This is a genomic window from Nocardioides sp. NPDC051685 (assembly GCF_044453405.1).
In the GTDB taxonomy this organism is placed as follows: Bacteria; Actinomycetota; Actinomycetes; order Propionibacteriales; family Nocardioidaceae; genus Nocardioides.
The window spans coordinates 390,532-407,874 of sequence record NZ_JBITCR010000001.1 but is presented as its reverse complement, the minus strand read 5'-3'; the positions used below and the strand labels follow the sequence as shown (position 1 = coordinate 407,874).

Below are 17,343 nucleotides of genomic sequence, written 5' to 3'. Positions count from 1 at the left end.
AGGCGACCCCACGCTCCGACTCGGTAGGAGAGCCGTATGTCCGCAACCACTGAACCGCACGTGTCGACGCGAGGCGACCGGGTGCTCGCCTGGGTCGAGAGGACCGGCAACAAGTTGCCGGACCCGTTCATCCTGTTCCTGATCCTGTTCCTGGTCGTCGGAGTCGTCTCAACGCTCCTGGCTGCGATGGACGCCCAGGTGACCCTCCCGGGCGCCGACGAGCCCCTCGTGATCAACGGGCTCTTCACCGCGGAGGGGCTGACCTGGTTCACGGTCAACATCGGCGCGAACTTCATCGGGTTCCCGCCGCTGCTGACCGTGGTGACGATCCTGCTCGCGGTGACGGTCGCAGAGCGGACGGGGCTGCTGGCGGCGGCCATCCGCCTCACCCTGGCCTCCGCGCCGAGGTGGCTGCTGCCGTACGTCCTCGGGGTCGTCGGCGTCACCGCGAGCGTGATGGCGGACGCGTCGATGATCGTCATCCCGCCGCTGGCCGCCGCGGTGTTCAAAGCAGCCGGCAGGCACCCGATGGCCGGGCTCGTCGGCGGGTTCGCCGCCACTGGCGCCGGTTACTCGACCAGCCTCGTGGTGACCAGCCTGGACGCGCTCTTCTCCGGGATCACCAACTCCGTGACCTCGACGCTACCCGATCCGGGCGCCGCGGTGACCCCGGTCTCGAACTACTACTTCAACATCGCCTCGGCGATCGTCCTCGCGCTGGTCGCGGGCTTCATCATCGACCGGGTCCTCGAGCCGAGGATGGTCCGCCAGAACGTACCGACCGACGAGGTCGAGGGCGAGGCCGAGGACCGCTTCCAGAGCAACGACGAAGAGGTCGCCGCGGCGCTGAGGAGCCACCGCCAGCCGCTGGAGGCCCAGCTCACGCCCCAGGAGCGCAAGGCGTTCTGGGCCGCGATCGCGACCGGCACGGTCCTGGTGGTCGCGATGATCCTGGCAGTGGTCCCGCAGGGCTCGCCCTGGCGCAACGACGACGGGAACTTCCTGCCGGAGTCAGCGCTGATGGACTCGATCGTCTTCATCACCTTCGTGCTCTTCCTCGCCCCGGGCATCGTCTACGGGTTCGTCGCGGGCACCCTCAGGACCGCCGCCGACGTGCCGAAGGTGATGGGCGAGGGCATCAAGGAGATGGCGCCGTTCCTGGTGCTGGCGTTCATGCTCGGGCAGTTCATCGCGCTGTTCAACTGGTCCAACGTCGGCCCCGCGCTCGCCAAGGTCGGCGCCGACGGACTGCAGGGCACCGGCCTGACCGGTTTCCCGGTGATCATCGGCTTCATCATCCTGTGCTCGATCCTGAACCTGTTCATCATCAGCGGATCGTCGATGTACACGATCATGGGCGCGGTCTTCGTGCCGATGTTCGCGCTGATCGGCTTCGAGCCCGGCTTCACCCAGGCCGCCTTCCGCATCGGCGACAGCGCGACCCAGGTGATCACTCCGATGAACCCCTACATGTTCGTCGTGCTGATGATGATCAGGAAGTACGAACCGACAGCAGGTCTCGGCACCCTGATCTCCCGCACCCTCCCGTTCGTGGTCCCGTTCTGGGTCGCCTGGCTGCTGGTGCTGGTGGTCTTCTACTTCGGCGGGCTCGACGTCGGACCGGGAGTCAGCCCACGGATGGACTGAAATGCCCTAGCCTGCGCTCATGCGGGTCGATGAGTATCTGACGTACGACGCCACCGGGCTGGCGCAGCTGGTCGCTGCCAAGGAGGTGACCGCGGCCGAGGTGCTGGCCGCGGCGCGCGAGCGGGCCGAGGCGGTGAACCCGCGGATCAACGCGATCGTCGCGGACATCCCGGAGGCCGACGCCCAGGTCGCCGGCGACGGCCCGACCGGGCCGTTCGCCGGGGTGCCGTTCCTGGTGAAGGACCTGGCCCAGGAGTATCAGGGGCATCCCACGACCTACGGCTCGCGTGCCCTCGTCGACGACGTCGCCGAGGAGCACTCCTACTTCACCCAGAGCGCGCTGGACGCCGGTCTGGTGATCTTCGGGAAGACCAACACCCCGGAGTTCGGGTCGAAGGGGATCACCGAGCCGGAGCTGTTCGGGCCCGCGCGCAACCCGTGGAACACCGACCACACGCCGGGCGGCTCCTCGGGCGGCTCCGGGGCCGCGGTGGCCGCCGGGATCGTGCCGGCGGCCGGCGCCAACGACGGCGGCGGGTCGATCCGGATCCCGGCGGCCTGCAACGGCCTGGTCGGGCTGAAGACGACCCGCGGGCTGCTGCCGCTGGGCCCACACGACCTGGACGCCTCCAACGGCTTCGTCGTCCAGGGCGTGGTGACCCGCACCGTGCGCGACGCGGCCGGGCTCTACGACGCGCTCGTCGGCGACCGGCCGACGGCGATGATCCACGCGCCGCACCTCGGTGTGACCTTCTCCGAGGCCATCGCGACCGCGCCGCGCAAGCTCCGGATCGGATTCACCTCGACGTCCTCGATCACCGCACCCGACCCGGAGGCGATCGAGGCCGTCGAGGACGCGGCCAAGGCCCTCGAAGCGCTCGGCCACCAGGTCGAGGAGGTCGAGGCGCCCTATGACGCTGCCGAGCTCGGTCGCGACTTCCTCACCATCTGGTTCGCCTCGGCGGCCGCCGAGGTCGCCGAGGCCAAGCTCCGGGTCGGTGCCAAGAATGCCGACTTCGAGGCCGACACCCTCGCCGTGGCCGAGCTCGGCCGGGCCGGGGGAGTGGTCGCCGTCGAGCTCGCGCACATCAACCGCCGCAACCACGTACGCCGCCTGAGCGAGTTCCACGAGACGTACGACCTGCTGCTCACGCCGACGCTGGCGAAGCCGCCGCTGAAGGTCGGGCAGCTGACCACGCCCAAGGCGTTGCAGACCGCAGCGCGAGTGCTTCACAAGGTGCACGGCGGGCGGATCATGCGGGCCACCGGGATGATCGACCAGCTGGTTGACGAGAACCTCGGCTGGGTGCCCTACACCCAGCTCGCCAACATGACCGGGCGGCCGGCGATCTCGGTGCCGACCCACCGGACCGCGGCCGGACTGCCGCTGGGCGTCCAGCTCTCCGGCCAGCTCGGTGACGACGGGCTGCTGCTGCAGGTCGCCGCCCAGCTGGAGCAGGCGAAGCCGTGGGCGGAGCTCTGGCCGGTCCTCTGATCCCGGTGCGGTGAAAGAAAGTTTCGTCTGCCGGGCGATGCCTGCGCCGGGGTTGGTGACATGTCACCGATAGCCTCTGGCGGCATGACGCAGCCGCAGCAGCCGAACCCGTTCCTGGTCAACCAGCTACGCGACGAGACGGACGCCAAGGCGCTCGTCACGAAGGCCGTCGAGACCGACGCGGCCGGAGCCCCGCGTGGCATCCTCGACGCGATCCGCGACCGGCTCGCCGACCTCGGCCCCGAGCTCGTCGCCGTCTCCCATGACCTCGCCGAGCACCCGGAGACCGGCTTCGAGGAGCACCGCAGCGCGGCCGGGCTCGCGGAGTTCGTCGAGGCCCACGGCATCGAGGTGGCACGGGGCGCCTACGGCCTCCCGACCGCCCTCTACGCCTCGGCGGGCGGCGCCAAGGACGGGCCGACGATCGCGGTGCTCTCCGAGTACGACGCGCTCCCCGGCATCGGTCACGGCTGCGGCCACAACCTGATCGCCACCGTCGGCGTGGGCGCGTTCCTGGCCATCGCGAGCGTGATCGACAAGCTCGGCGGCCGCGTGATCTGGCTCGGCACCCCGGCCGAGGAGGGCGGTGGCGGCAAGGAGCTGATGGCGCAGCAGGGTGCGTTCGAGGGCGTCGACGCGGCGATCATGGTCCACCCGTTCACCTACGACAGCTCCGAGCCGGTCTTCCTCGGCCGCAGGCAGCTGAAGGTGACGTACGTCGGGGTGCCGGCGCACGCCTCGATCCAGCCGTTCATGGGGCGCAACGCCCTGGACGCGGCCAATCTGCTCTACACCGGGGTCGCGCTCAACCGGCAGCAGATGCCGCCCACCGACCGGGTGCACGCGATCATCACCGACGGCGGCCTGCGCCCCAACGTGATCCCGGAGCATGCCTCGATCGAGTTCTACGTACGCTCCGCCTACCCCGAGACGCTCAAGATCCTGTCCCAGCGGTTGGAGGAGATGGCCATGGGCGCGGCGCTGATGACCGGCTGCGGCGTCGAGTTCAGCTGGGACGACTCGCCGGTCTACCTGCCGATCCGCAACAACACCGGGCTCGCGCAGGCCTGGAACCGCCGCTACCAGGAGCGCAACCACACCGTCCTCGCGCCCGGCGTCGTCCCAGACCTGCTCGCCGGGTCCACCGACTTCGGCAACGTGTCCTTCCGGGTCCCGGGGCTGCATGCGATGGTCAAGATCGCCGAGCCCGACGTGTCGCTGCACAGCCGCGAGTTCGCCGCTGCCGCGGTCACTCCGTACGCCGACGAGGTGCTCGTCGACGCCGCCTACGGTCTCGCCGGGGTGGCCGCCGACTACCTGTCCGACGCGAACCTGCGGGAGCGCGTCCGTGACGAGTTCGAGGAAGCCGGGGGAGCGGTCGACGTTACCGAATTTTTCGGGTGATGAACGGTTGATGACGATTCGGCAGCGGTAACGCGATTACCTCTTCACAATCGGAACCCGAAGGGGCATCGTTCCCTTCGTCGAACACTGAGATGGGGAGCCCCGCAATGCCTCGTAACACCCGAAGACTTCGCCCCGCTGTGGCCGTCGCCGCAGTCGCTCTCGCGGCCGTCGCGGTCGCCACCCCGATAGCGAACTCTGCCTCGGCGCAGCCCAGTTCTGAAAGGTCGGGGAAGAACCTGGTCGATGTCCAGCTGCTCTCGTTCAACGACTTCCACGGCAACCTCGAGGCGCCGTCGGGATCGAGCGGGCGCCTGGTCACCGGCCACCACATCGACCCGGCCACCGGAAAGCCGGTCGATGAGACCGTCAACGTGGGTGGCGTGGAGTACCTCGCCTCCCACCTGGAGGAGGCTCGCAAGGGCCACGACCGCTCGCTGACCGTCGCCGCCGGCGACCTGATCGGGGCGTCGCCGCTGCTCTCGGCCGCCTTCCATGACGAGCCGTCGATCGAGGCGCTCAACAAGCTCGGCCTGGACGTGACCTCCGTCGGCAACCACGAGTTCGACGAGGGCTACAAGGAGCTCCAGCGCATCGCCGACGGTGGCTGCATCGAGGACGGCGACGGCCAGGACAACCAGAACTCCTGCGCCGCCCACGAGTACGCCGGCGCCGACTTCGACATCCTGGCCGCCAACGTGACCGAGGACGCGAGCGGCAAGACGATCCTGCCGGCGTACGCGATCAAGGAGGTCGACGGCGTCAAGATCGGCTTCATCGGCATGACCCTGGAGGGCACTCCCGACATCGTCACCGCGGAGGGGGTCAAGGGCCTCACCTTCAAGGACGAGGTCGAGACCGCCAACGCGCTCGTGCCGAAGCTGAAGAAGAAGGGCGTCAAGGCGATCGTCACCCTGATCCACGAGGGTGCCAACCTGCCGAAGGAGAAGTGGACCGACCCGGCCACCGGGACGGTCTACGACGTCAACGCCAGGTACGACTACACCTGCGAGGGCGGCGGCGAGATGGTCGCCGGCTCGCCCATCCTGCCGATCGCGCAGAACCTCGACCCGGAGATCGACATGGTGGTCACCGGGCACACCCACAACCCCTACGTCTGCGACGTACCGGACCCCGAGGGCAAGTCCCGCCTGATCACCTCGGCCTCGTCGTTCGGCCGGCTCTACACCGAGACCAACCTGAAGTACAACCTCAAGTCGCGCGACATCGTCCGCTCGTCGGTCAAGGGCTCGAACCTGCTCGTCACCCGCGACGTGGCCAAGGCCCCGGACCAGACCGCGCTGATCAACACCTACAAGGAGCTGGTCACCCCGATCGCCTCCCGGGTGCTCGGTTCGATCTCCGGTGACGTCACCCGTACCACCAACGCCTCCGGTGAGTCCGCCCTCGGTGACCTGATCGCCGACGCCCAGCTCGCCGACCAGTCGACGGTCGTCAACGGGCAGACGCCGGTGATCGCGTTCATGAACCCGGGCGGCATCCGTGCCGACCTGACCGCAGCCAACTCGCCCTACGGTGAGGCCGTCGGTGACGTCACCTACGACGAGGCGTTCACGGTCCAGCCGTTCAACAACTACCTGGTCTCGCTGACCATGACCGGCCAGGACATCTACGACCTGCTCACCCAGCAGGTCACCGGCACCAATGCCGCTTCCCACAAGATCCTGCAGGTCTCGAAGGGCTTCTCCTACCAGATCAGCCCCTCGGGTCCGGTCGACGGCTCGGTCACGCTCAACGGCCAGCCGATCGACAAGGCCGCGTCCTACCGGGTCGTGACCAACAACTTCCTGCAGGGCGGCGGCGACGCGTTCGCAGCCTTCACCAAGGGCACCGACCCCTACTACGGCGGTCTCGACATCGACGCCTTCGCCGCCTACCTGGAGGCCAACTCGCCCTACACCCCGGGCGCGCTGGACCGCATCACCGGAACCCACTGAGAAAGCACATCCTTTCGTACGCAGCGGGCCCGACCAGCTCTGAGCCGGTCGGGCCCGCTGTCCTGCGTCAGTCCGGGCTCCTCGACAGTCCGTCGGCGAGGGTCGCCGCGGACGAGGCAGCCGGAGCGATGCGACCTTCGGGGACTCCGCAGGCGCGCAGGCAGGTCGCGGCGATGGTGGCAGCGGTCGCGTCGTCGATCGGCACGCCGCTGCTGCGGAGGGTGGTGGTGACCTCGACCAGATGCATGAGCATCTCGCCGATCGGCTCGGCTGCCGCGGCGATGGCGGGCCCAGCGGCCCGGCTGGCGATCCGCCTGTAGGCCTCCGCGAGCTCGGCACGAGTGCTTCGAAAGGCGTCGAAGGCCTCGCTGCTGGTGACGTCGGGGTGGGTGGCGAGCATGCCGATGTTGTCCGGCGCCTCGGCGAGTGTGTGGACGTCGATGAGGGCCAGCAGGTAGAGCGCGGTCTCGGGGCTCTCGGACGCGGTCAGCCGCTCGATCTGCTCGATCCGGTCGACGGTGGGTCGGACAGATCGCTCCAGGAGCTCGGCGAGGATCTCGTCCTTGCCGGTGAAGTGGTAGTAGAGCGATGCCTGCCTGATCCCGACCCTGTCGGCGATCTCCCGCGTCGAGGTGGCCGCGAAACCCTTGGTCACGAACAGCTGCGCCGCGGCGTGGAGCACCTGCTCGCGGGGTGGGGCGGCCGTGCTCGAGGGGACGAGGCGCGGTCGTCCGGGATGGGTTCGTCGGATGCTCATCGAGGCCCTGCCTTCCTGTCGACGTCGACCCCGGATCCAGTAGAGCATAATATTTCGATCCTGCCAATCGTGATGTGCATCTGGACGCGAGGTATGCCCATCAGGCACGATGGAAGCTCGGACGAACCCGTCGAAGGAGGCTGTCGCCGTGCCCCGCCCCAACCGTCGAGCCCGTGAAGCACTGACCGAGGCGCTCCGGGATGCCCGTCGCGCCGCGGGCCTGACCGGAGCCGGTCTGGCAGAGGCGCTGGGCTCGGGCTGGTCCCAGCCGAAGGTGTCGAAGATCGAGTCCGGCCGGCAGTCCGTCTCCGAGGCCGAGGTCCGTGCCTGGGCGGCCGCGGTGGGTGCCGACAAGGAGATGCTGCTCGCGCTGCGTGCGCGGGCCGACCACGAGCACGCCGCGTTCCGCCACGCCCATCAGGCCGACGGCGGCGCGGAGCAGCACCAGGAGGCGTACGCAGCGACCGAGGTGGCCGCGAAGCTCCTGACCAGCTACCAGCCTCACAGTGTCCCCGAGCTGTTGCAGACTCCGGACTACGCGCGAGCGCTGCTGGCGCTCGCGGGTGGTGTGCGCGACCAGGATCCTGGCGAGGTCTCCCATGTGATCGCGGCGAGACTGCGCCGATCGGCGATCCTCTACGAAGCCGGACGGTCGATCACCATCCTGGTCGGCGAGGCGGCTCTCCATCATCTGGTGGGCTCGCCCGGCATCATGCGTGCCCAGATCGAGCACATCGCCAAGCTGGCGACCAGCACCCAGGCGACGATCGGGATCGTCCCCCTCGAGAGCTTCCCCGTCCTGGTCCAGCACGGCTGGGACCAGCGCGACCGGATCGTCACCCTCGAGACCAGCGCCGGCGACCTCGAGATCGCCGATCCGGTCGAGGTCGCCCGCTACGAGCGCTGGACGCAGCTCCTGCTCGAGCATGCGCTGACGGGAGCGGTCGCCGCCGAGCGATGCGCACAGATCATCAGCGAACGCGGAAGATCCTCGACGCCGCCGGGCGACCACGAATAGGAGACGGCGGCTGCTCCGGTAGACTCCCGGCGGGCCGTTAGCTCAGTTGGTAGAGCAGTGGACTTTTAATCCATGGGTCGTCGGTTCGAGACCGACACGGCCTACCAGACCAGACCCCCGCCCGAGCCGGGCGGGGGTCTTCTGCTGTCCGGAAAACAGGTCCGGAAACCGTCGGTGTACCTCCCCTCTGACCGGCGGTTTCACGGCTCCGTTGCACAACCTTCATCGCCTCGCGCGTAAAACGATCGGTCAAGGGGGGTTCGCACAGGCTCGTGAGTTGCTAGTCTCACTCCCGCAACAGGTGCAAGTTCCAGAAGGTCTGACGCCTGCGGAGTTTGTGATCCAACGGCGTTTCTGCTCTGTGCCCGCCCGGACCCCGGTTCGGGAACACAGGTCGGAGCGACGTGTCACCCGCCCCTGATGCGGGGCTACCGAACCTGGTGGCCTCTCGCCCCGACTAAGGAGTAACGAGCAGATGGCTCAGGGCACCGTTAAGTGGTTCAACGCCGAGAAGGGTTTCGGCTTCATTGCGCAGGAGGACGGCGGCGACGACGTCTTCGTGCACTACTCTGCGATCCAGACCAACGGCTACAAGTCGCTGGACGAGAACCAGAAGGTCGAGTTCGACGTCACCCAGGGTCCGAAGGGCCCGCAGGCGGAGAACGTTCGTCCTCTCTGATCAGCAAGACGATCTCGGGTTCGGCGTGAGCCGACACTGATCATCTGCAACGAGGCCCCAGCCGCACGGCTGGGGCCTCGTGGTCTGATTGAGGCCCTCTCAGGCCTCTGTGTCACGCTTGATGTGACAACTTTTGATGGTTATTAGTGGATCAGCGCCCAGATCCACCGAGACTGGGCGATGATGTGAAGACGAGCTTTGAGTGACGTGAGGAGGCGGCGGGCGTGGCTGACCAGTTCGATGTGACGCTGGAAGATCCCGAGCTGCTCCTCGAGGTCGAGCTCACCACCAACCTCATCGTCGCCGCCAGCGAGTCCGAGGATCATCTCTCCCAGGAAGAGATCGACCGGATCCTCGGGATCATCCCCTGACGACCCGTCAGCAGGTCGCGAAGAGCAGTGGCCCGTTTGCGAGGTCGGAGAGCACGGCGGTGCCGTTCTTCGGCTGAAGCTGCATGGTGACGACCTCGTCCTCGGCCGCGACCTTCCCCAGCTTGAACCGCTCGTCGAACGTGCCGCCCTGACCGGGTGCCGGGCCGACGGCGAGCTTGGCCCGGGTGTCGGCGTTCGTACGTGCCTGGTCGTCGTTCTCGAACGACATCGCGACGCGTACGTCCCCACTCGGCTCGGCCGCCATCGCGAAGCCCGCGATCGGGTTGATGTCGCCGGCGGCGTCGACGAGGCCGTCAGCCTGGTCCTGGTCGGCCGCCGAGGCGCCGCTCAGCCCGATCTCACTGCAGGTGAAGTCGCCGTCGTAGATGAACGCCGAGAGGGGGTCGCCGAGCCGGTCGGCCGCCTCCGTCATCGGTTCGTGCAGGTCGCCGTCGCCGAGCCCCTCGACCTGGTCGCTCAGGTAGCGCCGGCCGTCCGAGGCCAGGATCAGGTCGTGCTCGGGCAGGAAGGCGATGTAGGTGAGCTGCGGGGAGATCGTCGAGTCGATCCCGGAGTCGGTGAAGGTGGAGAAGGGGACCAGGCTGCCGTCCCAGACGCCGCCGTCGGCGGGATCGTCGTCGGGGGCGGCGAACCCCATCGAGGTGAGCTGATCGACGAGATGGTCGGTGTCCATGTCCGTGAGGTGCCCGACCATCAGCGCGCCCTCGGTCGACTGGGTGTAGAGCTCCCAGTCGAGGGTCGCCGGTGACCAGCCGAAGTGCTGCTGCAGCAGGCCCGAGGCGTCGGGCAGCACCGAGGTCGAGGTGAGGTCCTTCGTGTAGGCGTCGTCGATCATCTCGTGCACCTCCTCCGGCGTGGAGTCGGCATCGAGGTCGGCGCCGACACGCTCTCGGATGCCCGCCCAGTCGGTGAACGAGACCCGCGTCGCCTCGGCGGGGGACAGCCGCAGCGCCTCGTCGAGGTCGCCGCCGCGGGTCGCCCAGGCGCGAGCCAGGACGACGACGAGCGCAACGACGACGACGCCCACCACGATGGTCAACAGGGGGTGGGCGCGTACGACTCTGGATGACCGGCCGGCCCACATCCTGGGGCGGTCGAGAAGCTGGGGGGTGCGGAGCATCCCGACGAACCTTAGACGAACCGGCCACCCATCCGACATACCCTGTGCCCATGCCCGAGATCCCAGCCGCCGGCGTAGTGGTTTTTCGCGAGCACGACGACCTGCCGGAGGTGGCGCTGGTCCACAGGCCCAAGTACGACGACTGGTCCTTTCCCAAGGGGAAGGTCGATCCCGGTGAGACGGTGCCGGTGGCCGCGATCCGCGAGGTGCGGGAGGAGACCGGCCTCCGGGTCGCGCTCGGCCACCCGCTCAGCCCGCAGCGCTATCCCGTCGAGGCGGGCCAGAAGGTGGTCCACTACTGGGTGGGCCGCACCGCTGCCGGTGCCGACGACGATGTCGACGGCTACCAGATCAACGACGAGATCGACGACGTCGAGTGGCTATCGGTGGAGAAGGCGCGCGAGCGGCTCACCTACCCGCACGACCGGGACACGTTGCGGCAGGCCGAGGACGTACGCCACCCCACCACGCCCCTCGTGATCCTCCGCCACGGGTCGGCCGTCGGCCGTTCGGCCTGGTCCCGTGCGGACGAGGAGCGGCCGCTCGACGACACCGGACGGGCCCAGGCGGTCACGCTGGCCGGCCTGCTGATGGCCTACGACGTCCGCCGGGTGATCACCTCGACGAGTGCCCGGTGCGTGCAGTCCGTCGCGCCCTACGCCGGGCTCGCCGGCCTCGCTCCTGCGCAGATGAGACTGCTCAGCGAGGAGGGTGCGGAGGAAGGTAGCGTGTCCGCCCTGGCCGCGGACACCTTGCGCGACCTGGCGGTTCCGACGGTGATCTGCACGCACCGGCCGGTGCTGCCGTGGGTCTTCGACGGGCTGGGTGTGCGGGACCCGAAGCTGGCGAAGGGCGAGCTGATGGTGTTGCACGTGCGCGCGGGTGAGGTGCGGGCTGCCGAGGCATTTCAGGCCTGACAGAGGCTTGAGGCCGACCTGTTCATCTCCTGTGCCCGAAACTGACATCGATTTGCCACCGACTTTGTTTTCCTCGTTCAGCCTGTGTTCACCTTCGCCGAGTTTCCCGTCCACCTCGGCTCCTTACGGTCATCGCGACAACTCCGAAACGACTGCATCATCATCAGGAGACTTGCGTGAACACCACCTCGCTGCGCCGGGCACTCGTCCCGGGCATCACGGCTGCGGCCCTCGCCCTTGCGATCAGCGCCTGCGGCGCTGCCAACGAGCAGGGCAGTGACAGCGACGGGGAAGGCACCCTCTCGGGCACCATCAAGGGTGGCGGAGCCTCCTCGCAGGAGAAGGGCCAGGCGGCGTGGGTCGCCGGCATCCAGGACGCGAACCCCGACCTCAGTGTCGTCTACGAGCCCGTGGGTTCCGGTTCGGGTCGTGAAGGCTTCATCTCCGGCGGCTACCTCTTCGCCGGCACCGACTCGGCTCTCAACGACGACGAGGGCGAGCTCTCCGGCGCCAAGAAGAAGTGTGGCGGCGACCCGATCCAGGTCCCGGCGTACGTCTCGCCGATCGCCGTTGCGTTCAACGTCGAGGGTGTCGACGAGCTGAAGCTCGACGCCGCGACCCTCTCCGGGATCTTCTCGGGCAAGATCACCAAGTGGAACGACAGCGCGATCACCGCGCTCAACCCGGACGCCAAGCTTCCGGACACTGCGATCACCCCGGTCCACCGCTCCGACGACTCGGGCACCCAGGAGAACTTCACCGACTACCTCTCGAAGGCCGGCGGCTGGGCCGAGGAGCCCGACGGTGAGTGGCCCGCCAGCATCAAGGTCGGCGAGGGTGCCGACGGCACCTCCGGTGTCGTGACCGCCATGCAGGGTGCCGGCTACATCGGCTTCATGGACGAGTCCGCCGCGCGTGAGAACGACCTCACCGTCGCCAGCATCAAGGTCGGCGAGGACTACGTCGAGCCGACCGCCGAGGCCGCGGCGAAGATCCTGGCCGCCTCCAAGCCGGCGGGTCTGAGCGACAACGACATGGCCGTCGAGGTCGCCCGCACGACCACCGAGGCCGGCGTCTACCCGGTCGTGCTGGTCTCTTACCTGCTGGCCTGCCCGACCTACGAGAACGCCGAGGACGCCGCCAACGTGAAGGGCTACCTCGAGTACATCCTCTCCGAGGACGGCCAGAAGGTCTCCGCCGAGGAGGCCGGCTCCGCGCCGCTCGACCGCGAGACCGCCGACAAGGCTCTCGACCTCGTCGGTGCCATCAAGTAAGTGCCGCTAAGTTTGACGTGATCGCCGTTCGGGCGGTGGCTACGGCCGCCGCCCGTACGGCTGTCTTGAGAACCGAAACAAGAAAGTCGAGGAATGCCTTGTGACTGTCGCCGCTGACCCCGGCGCCGACCCTGGCGTTGACCCGAAGTCGGAGCTGTCCGGCCGTGGCTCGGTGGGTGATGTCGTCTTCCGAGGCCTTGCCGTGACCGCTGCCGCCCTGATCCTGGTCGCGCTGGCAGCCGTCTTCATCTTCCTGGGGATCGAGGGCATCCCGGGCTTCAACGTGGACGCACAGCACTACGCCGGCCAGGGCTCGTTCCTGGGCCTGGTGGTCCCGCTGCTGTTCGCCACCATGTACGCCGCCGTCCTGGCCCTGATCATCGCGGTGCCGTTCTCCGTGGCGATCGCCCTGTTCATCAGCCACTACGCGCCGCGTCGGATCGCGGTCCCGGTGGCGTACGTCATCGACCTGCTCGCCGCGGTGCCGTCGGTCGTCTTCGGCCTGTGGGGCGCGGTCGCGCTCGGCCCCTACCTGGTGCCGGCGCATGCCTGGCTCGCCGAGCACCTCGCCTGGCTGCCGTTCTTCGACGGTCAGCCCTCCGGCAACGGTCGCACGCTGTTCACCGCCTCGATCGTGCTCGCCGTGATGATCCTGCCGATCATCACCTCGATCTGCCGCGAGGTCTTCGCGCAGACGCCACGACTGCACGAGGAGGCGGCGCTGGCGCTCGGCGCCACCCGCTGGGAGATGGTCCGCTACGCGGTCTTCCCCTACGCCCGCTCCGGCATGGTCTCCGCGGTCATGCTCGGCCTCGGTCGTGCGCTCGGTGAGACGATGGCGATCGCGATGATCGCCTCCCCGAAGGTCGTCGTCTCGCTGTTCATCGTCGGCACCCAGAACCCGCAGACCATCGCGGCGCACATCGCCCAGGGCTACAAGGAGAGCACGCCCGACCGGCTCTCCGTGCTGATCGCGACCGGCCTCGTGCTGTTCGCCTTCACGTTCCTGGTCAACGCCTTCGCCCGCTGGATCGTCGCCCGAGGGAGGGCCAAGTGAGCACCACAGACTTCTCGAACGAGGAGACGAAGCTCTCCCACGCCACGCTCCCGCGAGGCGCCCAGTGGCTGGTCGGCGTCGCCGCGGTCGCCCTCGGCGGCCTGGCGCTGGTGCTCGGCATGGGCATCGTGGGGGCCGTCGTCATCGGCGTGCTCGGGTTCCTGATCGGCTACCCGCTCTGGGCGCTGCTGGTGGAGAACCGGCGCTCGGCCACCGACAAGCTCGTCACCGGGCTCGTGTGGACGGCGTTCGGCGTCGCGGTCATCCCGCTGATCTGGCTGGTCTACATGGTCATCGCCCGCGGTGCCGCGACCATCAGCCCGGAGTTCCTCACCTACTCGATGCGCTCGGTCACCGGCGACGAGCAGGGCGGTCTCTACCACGCGCTGACGGGCACCCTGATCGTCACCGGCATCGCCGCGCTGATCTCGATCCCGATCGGCATCATGACCGCGATCTACCTGATCGAGTACGGCAAGGGCAACCGCCTCGCCAAGGCGATCACCTTCCTGGTCGACGTCATGACCGGCATCCCATCGATCGTCGCGGGTCTGTTCGCGTTCGCGCTCTTCACCCTGATCGTCGGGCCGGGCACGCGCTTCGGCTTCGGCGGGGGTGTCGCGCTCTCGCTGCTGATGATCCCGACCGTCGTCCGTTCGACCGAGGAGATGCTCAAGCTGGTCCCCGACGACCTGCGGGAGGCTGCGTACGCCCTCGGGGTGCCGAAGTGGCGCACCATCACCCGGATGGTGCTCCCGACCGCCATCGGCGGCATCGTCACCGGCGTCGTGCTCGCGATCTCGCGCGTGATCGGTGAGACCGCGCCGTTGCTGGTCGCCTCCGGGTTCAACCCGAACATGAACACCAACGCCTTCGACGACAGCCCGATGATGACCGTGCCGGTCTTCATCTACACCCAGCTGTCGGAGGCCACGTCGAAGGGCGTCGAGTACGCCTGGGGCGGAGCACTGGTGCTCTTCGTCCTCGTCATGGTCCTCAACCTCATCGCCCGTATCGTCGGCACGATCTTCGCCCCCAAGACCGGGCGCTAGGAGAAACACATGTCCATCCAAGTCAAGGACGCCAGCATCTTCTACGGCGACTTCAAGGCCGTCGAGGACGTCTCCATGTCCATCAAGCCGAAGTCGGTGACGGCCTTCATCGGGCCCTCCGGCTGCGGCAAGTCGACCTTCCTGCGCACCCTCAACCGGATGCACGAGGTCATCCCCGGCGCGTACGTCGAGGGCAAGATCTCGATCGCCGGCCAGGACATCTACGGTCCGAACGTCGACCCGGTGGCCGTGCGCCGCAAGGTCGGCATGGTTTTCCAGCGGCCCAACCCGTTCCCGACGATGTCGATCTACGACAACGTGCTCGCCGGCAACAAGCTCAACTCCAAGCGGATCAAGAAGTCCGAGGCGGACGCGATCGTGGAGAAGGCGCTGCGCGGCGCCAACCTGTGGAACGAGGTCAAGGACCGTCTCGGCAAGCCCGGCATGGGGCTCTCCGGCGGCCAGCAGCAGCGGCTCTGCATCGCCCGCGCGATCGCGGTCCAGCCCGAGGTGCTGCTCATGGACGAGCCGTGCTCGGCGCTCGACCCGATCTCGACCGCCGCGATCGAGGACCTCATCCACGAGCTGAAGTCCGACTACACGATCGTGATCGTCACCCACAACATGCAGCAGGCCGCTCGTGTCTCCGACGACACCGGCTTCTTCAACCTGAAGGCCGCCGGTCAGCCGGGTCACCTGGTGGAGTTCAACCCCACCAAGCAGATGTTCACCAAGCCCGACAACCCGGACACCGAGGCGTACATCTCGGGTCGTTTCGGGTAAATCAGCCTCTGCCGAGTCGGCGCATCTGACCCCGTGTCTCGCGAAGCGAAGCGAGCGAGAGGGGTCGGATGCGCCGACTCGGCGTGTTGTCGTCTACGGCAGCTGAAAGATGAAGTGGCAGATCAGGTAGGTCAGGGCTGCCACGCCACCGGCCGCCGGGAAGGTGAAGACCCAGGCGGCGACGATCGACTTCGCGATGCCCCAGCGGACCGCGGAGAACCGCTTGGTCGCCCCGACACCCATGATCGCCGAGGTGATCGTGTGGGTGGTCGAGATCGGAGCCTCCCAGACGTACGCCGTGGTGTAGAGCACCGAGGCGGCGACCGACTCGGCGGCGAAGCCGCGGGACGGGTCCAGGTGGATGATCCGACGGCCGAGGGTGCGCATGATGCGCCAGCCGCCGGACATGGTGCCGAGGGAGATCGCGGTCGCCGCGGCGGCGATCACCCAGAACGGGAGATCGGCGTCGGCCGAGAGGAAGCCACCGGTGACCAGGGCGAGGAAGATGACGCCCATCGTCTTCTGGGCGTCCTGGAGGCCGTGACCGAGGGCCATCGCGGCCGCCGAGATCGTCTGGGCGATCCGGAAGCCCTTCTGGGCCCGGTGCTGGTTGGTGCGGCGGAAGATCCACATGATCGCGAGCATCACGCCGAACCCGAGGCCGAAGGCGACCACCGGGGACACGAACATGGGGATGACGACCTTCTCCAGCACCGTCATCCAGTTGACGAACGCGCCGGCGGCGATCGCCGAGCCGGCCAGACCACCGATGAGCGCGTGCGACGAGGACGAGGGCAGACCGAAGTACCAGGTGATCAGGTTCCAGGCGATCGCGCCGAGCAGGCCTGCCATCACGACGGTCAGACCATGGGCGCCTGATGGTGGCGTGATGGTGTCGGAGACGGTGTGGGCGACCTTCTGGCCCAGGAAGGCGCCGACGAAGTTCATCACCGCTGCGAGCAGGAGGGCGATGCGCGGCGTGAGCGCGCGCGTGGACACGGAGGTCGCGATGGCGTTGGCGGCGTCGTGGAAACCGTTGGTGTAGTCGAAGACCAGGGCGACGACGACCACCGCGATGACAATGGCGAGTTCCATTGAGCAGGCTCAGGATTCCTTGACGGCGATCTGCTCGACGATGTTCGCGACCTTCTCGAAGCCGTCGATCGCGTCCTCGAGAGACTCGACGATGTCCTTGAGCTTCAGGACCTCGAGCGCCTCGTACTCTCCGGAGAAGAGCTTGGCGAGGATGCGACGGTGGTTCTTGTCGCCCTGGTTCTCGAGACGGTTGATCTCGATCCAGTACTCGGAGAGCTCCTTCATCGAGCGCAGCTTGGGCATCGCGGTGGCGGTCAGCTCGGCGCATCGCTGCAGCACGGTGACCTGGTCCGAGAGCTCCGGCGGCAGGATGTTGACGCCGTAGACGAAGATCTGGTCGACAACCTCGTCCATCGAGTCCATCACGTCGTCGAGACCGGAGCCGAGGGCGTAGATGTCCTCGCGGTCGAACGGCGTGACGAAGGTCGAGTTCACCTTCTTGACCAGCTCGTGGGTGGTCTCGTCGGCGGCATGCTCCGCGTCGCGCATGCGTCGCGCGACGTCCTCACGGTCGGCGCTGTCGCTGAGCATCTCGGCGAGCAGCGACACACCGCCTACGAGGTGGTTGGCAGACTCGGCGAACAGGTCGTAGAACGACGTGTCGACCGGTCGGATTCGGAAACGCACGGGGGGCTCCTGGCTGGATGGGCAGACCTGCGGGCTCATGTTAGGCGAGTCCGCTTGACACGACGAAA

16 protein-coding genes and 1 tRNA gene are annotated in these 17,343 nt (G+C 68.0%); 13 read left to right on the top strand and 4 right to left on the bottom strand.

What is annotated here, in order from left to right:
• The first annotated feature begins 36 nt into the window (after positions 1-36).
• The 4 genes from ACIA03_RS02020 to ACIA03_RS02005 all read left to right on the top strand — a co-directional run bounded on the left by ACIA03_RS02020 (position 37) and on the right by ACIA03_RS02005 (position 6,504).
• On the top strand, positions 37-1,647 hold the full coding sequence (locus ACIA03_RS02020; protein ID WP_396978731.1) for an AbgT family transporter: 1,611 nt from the start codon (positions 37-39) through the stop codon (positions 1,645-1,647).
• A gap of 19 nt (positions 1,648-1,666) precedes the next feature.
• Positions 1,667-3,142 carry an amidase gene (locus ACIA03_RS02015; protein WP_396978729.1) on the top strand — a complete coding sequence of 492 codons (1,476 nt, stop codon included), beginning with the start codon at positions 1,667-1,669 and terminating at the stop codon, positions 3,140-3,142.
• A gap of 84 nt (positions 3,143-3,226) precedes the next feature.
• Entirely contained in the window at positions 3,227-4,546 is a 1,320-nt protein-coding gene (locus tag ACIA03_RS02010; protein WP_396978727.1) for a M20 family metallopeptidase, read from the top strand.
• A gap of 107 nt (positions 4,547-4,653) precedes the next feature.
• Positions 4,654-6,504, top strand: coding sequence for a bifunctional metallophosphatase/5'-nucleotidase (locus ACIA03_RS02005; protein ID WP_396978725.1), 1,851 nt, complete (start codon positions 4,654-4,656; stop codon positions 6,502-6,504).
• 67 nt (positions 6,505-6,571) lie between these two features.
• Here ACIA03_RS02005 and ACIA03_RS02000 read toward each other — a convergent pair whose 3' ends face one another.
• On the bottom strand, positions 6,572-7,261 hold the full coding sequence (locus ACIA03_RS02000; protein WP_396978723.1) for a TetR/AcrR family transcriptional regulator: 690 nt from the start codon (positions 7,259-7,261) through the stop codon (positions 6,572-6,574).
• A 148-nt stretch (positions 7,262-7,409) separates the two neighbouring features.
• Here ACIA03_RS02000 and ACIA03_RS01995 point away from each other — a divergent pair, with 148 nt between their 5' ends.
• From ACIA03_RS01995 to ACIA03_RS01980, 4 genes are all read left to right on the top strand, one after another.
• Positions 7,410-8,279 (top strand): helix-turn-helix domain-containing protein, encoded by an 870-nt coding sequence (locus ACIA03_RS01995; RefSeq protein WP_396978721.1) that lies wholly within the window; start codon positions 7,410-7,412, stop codon positions 8,277-8,279.
• A 31-nt stretch (positions 8,280-8,310) separates the two neighbouring features.
• Positions 8,311-8,386 (top strand) — tRNA-Lys (locus ACIA03_RS01990).
• Positions 8,387-8,754: 368 nt separating this feature from the next.
• On the top strand, positions 8,755-8,958 hold the full coding sequence (locus ACIA03_RS01985; RefSeq protein ID WP_045548871.1) for a cold-shock protein: 204 nt from the start codon (positions 8,755-8,757) through the stop codon (positions 8,956-8,958).
• A 224-nt stretch (positions 8,959-9,182) separates the two neighbouring features.
• Positions 9,183-9,329 (top strand): hypothetical protein, encoded by a 147-nt coding sequence (locus tag ACIA03_RS01980; RefSeq protein ID WP_165111317.1) that lies wholly within the window; start codon positions 9,183-9,185, stop codon positions 9,327-9,329.
• A 7-nt stretch (positions 9,330-9,336) separates the two neighbouring features.
• On the opposite strand, the gene ACIA03_RS01975 is transcribed toward ACIA03_RS01980, so the two are convergent.
• Positions 9,337-10,470: a hypothetical protein gene (locus ACIA03_RS01975; protein ID WP_396978718.1), complete on the bottom strand. Its 1,134-nt coding sequence runs from the start codon at positions 10,468-10,470 to the stop codon at positions 9,337-9,339.
• 50 nt (positions 10,471-10,520) lie between these two features.
• Between ACIA03_RS01975 and ACIA03_RS01970 the strand changes: the two genes are divergently transcribed.
• The 5 genes from ACIA03_RS01970 to pstB all read left to right on the top strand — a co-directional run bounded on the left by ACIA03_RS01970 (position 10,521) and on the right by pstB (position 15,553).
• Positions 10,521-11,387, top strand: a complete 867-nt coding sequence (locus ACIA03_RS01970) for an NUDIX domain-containing protein (protein ID WP_396978716.1) — start codon at positions 10,521-10,523, stop codon at positions 11,385-11,387.
• A 176-nt stretch (positions 11,388-11,563) separates the two neighbouring features.
• Positions 11,564-12,661: a phosphate ABC transporter substrate-binding protein PstS gene (locus ACIA03_RS01965; protein WP_141794934.1), complete on the top strand. Its 1,098-nt coding sequence runs from the start codon at positions 11,564-11,566 to the stop codon at positions 12,659-12,661.
• 100 nt (positions 12,662-12,761) lie between these two features.
• On the top strand, positions 12,762-13,718 hold the full coding sequence (gene pstC, locus ACIA03_RS01960) for a phosphate ABC transporter permease subunit PstC (protein ID WP_396978713.1): 957 nt from the start codon (positions 12,762-12,764) through the stop codon (positions 13,716-13,718).
• Complete coding sequence (pstA, locus tag ACIA03_RS01955) at positions 13,715-14,770, top strand: phosphate ABC transporter permease PstA (protein WP_396978711.1); 1,056 nt, start codon at positions 13,715-13,717, stop codon at positions 14,768-14,770. The genes pstC and pstA overlap by 4 nt, the downstream gene beginning before the upstream one ends.
• A 9-nt stretch (positions 14,771-14,779) precedes the next feature.
• Positions 14,780-15,553: a phosphate ABC transporter ATP-binding protein PstB gene (pstB, locus tag ACIA03_RS01950; RefSeq protein ID WP_396978709.1), complete on the top strand. Its 774-nt coding sequence runs from the start codon at positions 14,780-14,782 to the stop codon at positions 15,551-15,553.
• Between the two features lie 93 nt (positions 15,554-15,646).
• Here the strand turns inward: pstB and ACIA03_RS01945 are convergent, their stop codons facing one another.
• Both ACIA03_RS01945 and ACIA03_RS01940 read right to left on the bottom strand, forming a co-directional pair.
• Entirely contained in the window at positions 15,647-16,648 is a 1,002-nt protein-coding gene (locus ACIA03_RS01945; RefSeq protein WP_396978707.1) for an anion permease, read from the bottom strand.
• 9 nt (positions 16,649-16,657) lie between these two features.
• The gene (locus tag ACIA03_RS01940; RefSeq protein ID WP_396978705.1) at positions 16,658-17,275 is read right to left on the bottom strand and encodes a DUF47 domain-containing protein; all 618 of its coding nucleotides are present in this window, start codon (positions 17,273-17,275) and stop codon (positions 16,658-16,660) included.
• Between the last annotated feature and the right edge of the window lie 68 nt (positions 17,276-17,343).